Origin of the sequence: Staphylococcus sp. HMSC061G12 (genome assembly GCF_001838465.1) — a bacterium.
Lineage (GTDB): Bacteria > Bacillota > Bacilli > Staphylococcales > Staphylococcaceae > Staphylococcus > Staphylococcus simulans.
The window spans coordinates 1-2,666 of sequence record NZ_KV837117.1; the positions used below are offsets into that span (position 1 = coordinate 1).

The window sequence follows — 2,666 nt, forward strand, 5'->3', positions numbered from 1 at the left end:
AATTATACTATAAATTCAACTTTGCAACAGAACCCTTTATTTGAACTAATGAATTGTAAAATAATTTTAACTTTGTAGTTTGTGCTTATTTTTCTTGTTCTCCGATATGAGTTGAAACTTGCTCAAGAATACTAAAAATATGAAGATCGTCAAGGCTATAAATCATATTTTTACCAACTCTTTTTGATTTTACTAATCTTGAAGTCTTTAAAGTTTTTAACTGGTGAGAAATGGCTGATTGTTCCATACTTAAAGACTGCGCAATTACTCCAACACTAAGTTCTTCTTTCTGTAAAAGAAATAAAATTGAAAGACGTGTAGGGTCACTAATCATTTTAAATATCTTACTTACCTCTTGGATAGAATCATTTGTTAACGGAGAAGTTGATGATGATTTCATAAAACTTCCTCTCTTTCATATGTGTGTTCGTTCATGTTTAGGTTAGCACAAGATTTTTATAAAGCAAGGTTTTTCCATAAGCAGAGCTGTTTTATAGTCCAATTTTTTTTATTAACTAAATAAGATAACTATTTTTTTGACAAATCAGATAGAGCAATATATAATGAACGCATAAACATATGAATGTTATTTCATATGTAATTCGTAAGCGTTACGATTTCAAAAAAATAGTTTTATTAAGAAGGGTGATAGAAATGAAAGAGATTCAAGAGCAACACTCACACGAAAATAATAGTCACGATCATGACCATGATCATGGGAAAATGCCAATTATTTTGTACTTTATTGGTTTAGCACTAGCATTGATAGCTTTCTTTTTGAGTAAAGAGTATCAAATCTTACAAAATATTTTGTTCTTAATCGCTACTATAAGCGCTGGGTACCATGTTATTGTCCTTGAAGGACTTGGGGAGACGATCCATAACTCAAAAAGTCAAAAAAGATTTATACCTAATTCTCATATCTTAATGGGATTAGCAGCAATTGGAGCATCTTTGATGGGAAATTTTGGAGAAGGTGCGTTATTAATCTTTATTTTTTCTGGGGCACATTTTCTAGAAGATTATGCAGAAGGAAGAAGTAGACGAGAAATTACAAAATTACTCGAAATGAATCCCACAACTGCTCGTTTAATTCTCCCAGACGGTAGCACAAAAAATGTGAAAGTTAATGAATTAAAAGTTGGAAATCACCTTCAAGTATTAAATGGTGATCAAGTCCCTATTGATGGAATTATTTTGTCTGGATCTACGTCTATTGATGAGTCTTCTATTAATGGAGAGAGTATACCAAAAGAAAAGTCCAAGGGAGACGAAGTTTTTGGGAGCACAATAAATGGAACGGGCACTTTTACAATGGAAGTCACGAAAGAAAATAAAGATACGGTGTTTTCAAAAATTTTACAATTAGTGAATCAAAACCAGGATAACCAAACTAAAGCTGCAAGTATTATTCAAAAATTTGAACCAAAATATGTAACATTTGTTTTAGTTGCCATATTACTATTTATATTATTAACTCCATTTCTACTTGATTGGACATGGTCACAAAGCTTTTATAGAGGATTGGTTCTTTTAGTTGCAGCTTCGCCATGTGCTTTGGCAGCAGCTACTGTATCGGCAACTTTATCAACAACTTCTAATTTAGCTAAAAAAGGCGTTCTTTCTAAGGGGAGTTCTTATCTATCTCAATTAGCTGATATTCAAGCTATTGCATTTGATAAGACGGGAACTTTAACCAAAGGAAAACCTGAAGTCACGAATCATTATTTTACTGATTCTATGGATGAAGAAGAAATAATTGATATTGTAGTAGCTCTTGAGAAAAATTCCAATCATCCTTTAGCGGATGCTATTTTAAGAAAATTTGAACCAAAAAACCAACTTTCTATTGAAGTAGAAAATCAGATTGGAAAAGGATTGTCCGGAGACTATAATGGTCGAAAATATCGTATAGGTAAACCAACTTCTTTTGACGACGTCTCAGATGAATATGTTCGATTAAATAATCAATGGGCATCTGAAGGGAAAACTGTCGTATATCTAGCAGTAGATGAAGAAGTTATAGGCCTTATTGCACTTATGGATGTACCAAGTAAATATGCTAAAGAAACTATTGAGTACTTCAATAAACAAGGTATTCATACTACGTTAATTACAGGTGATTCGGAAATGACAGGAAAAGCAGTCGCAAGCAAGCTAGGTATAGACGAAGTGATTGCCAATGTCATGCCAGATGAAAAATCTAAAATTATTGACAAACAAAAAGAAAAATATGGTGTGACCGCAATGGTAGGAGATGGTGTAAATGATGCTCCAGCTCTTGTCAATGCAGATGTAGGAATAGCCATGGGAGATGGAACTGATGTGGCAGTAGAGGTTTCTGACTTAGTATTAATGCAAAATAACTTAACGAAATTAACACAGTCTCATAAAATTTCTACGAAAATGAATCGTTTAATTTGGCAGAATATTATTTTTTCAATGGCAGTTGTAGCTTTTCTAATTATCGTGAGCTTAGTAGGATTAACGGATATAGCCATTAGTGTGATCGTTCATGAAGGAAGTACATTAGTCGTAATATTAAATGGTCTCCGATTATTAAATTCTAAATGAATACATGAAATTGGATAAAATCGTGTATCGAGAATCCTATACCTATAGGGTTCTTTTTTGGTTCTGTTGCAAAGTTGAATTTATAGTATAAT

Annotated in this window: 2 protein-coding genes; one reads left to right on the forward strand and one right to left on the reverse strand. The window is 32.4% G+C overall.

Translation table 11 applies throughout. The features are described 5' to 3' along the window. Nucleotides 1–85: 85 nt before the first annotated feature. Nucleotides 86–400 carry an ArsR/SmtB family transcription factor gene (locus HMPREF2937_RS08260; protein ID WP_031791152.1) on the reverse strand — a complete coding sequence of 105 codons (315 nt, stop codon included), beginning with the start codon at nt 398–400 and terminating at the stop codon, nt 86–88. A 254-nt stretch (nt 401–654) separates the two neighbouring features. Between HMPREF2937_RS08260 and HMPREF2937_RS08265 the strand changes: the two genes are divergently transcribed. Further along, nucleotides 655–2,574, forward strand: coding sequence for a heavy metal translocating P-type ATPase (locus HMPREF2937_RS08265; RefSeq protein WP_031791151.1), 1,920 nt, complete (start codon nt 655–657; stop codon nt 2,572–2,574). Nucleotides 2,575–2,666 lie beyond the last annotated feature (92 nt).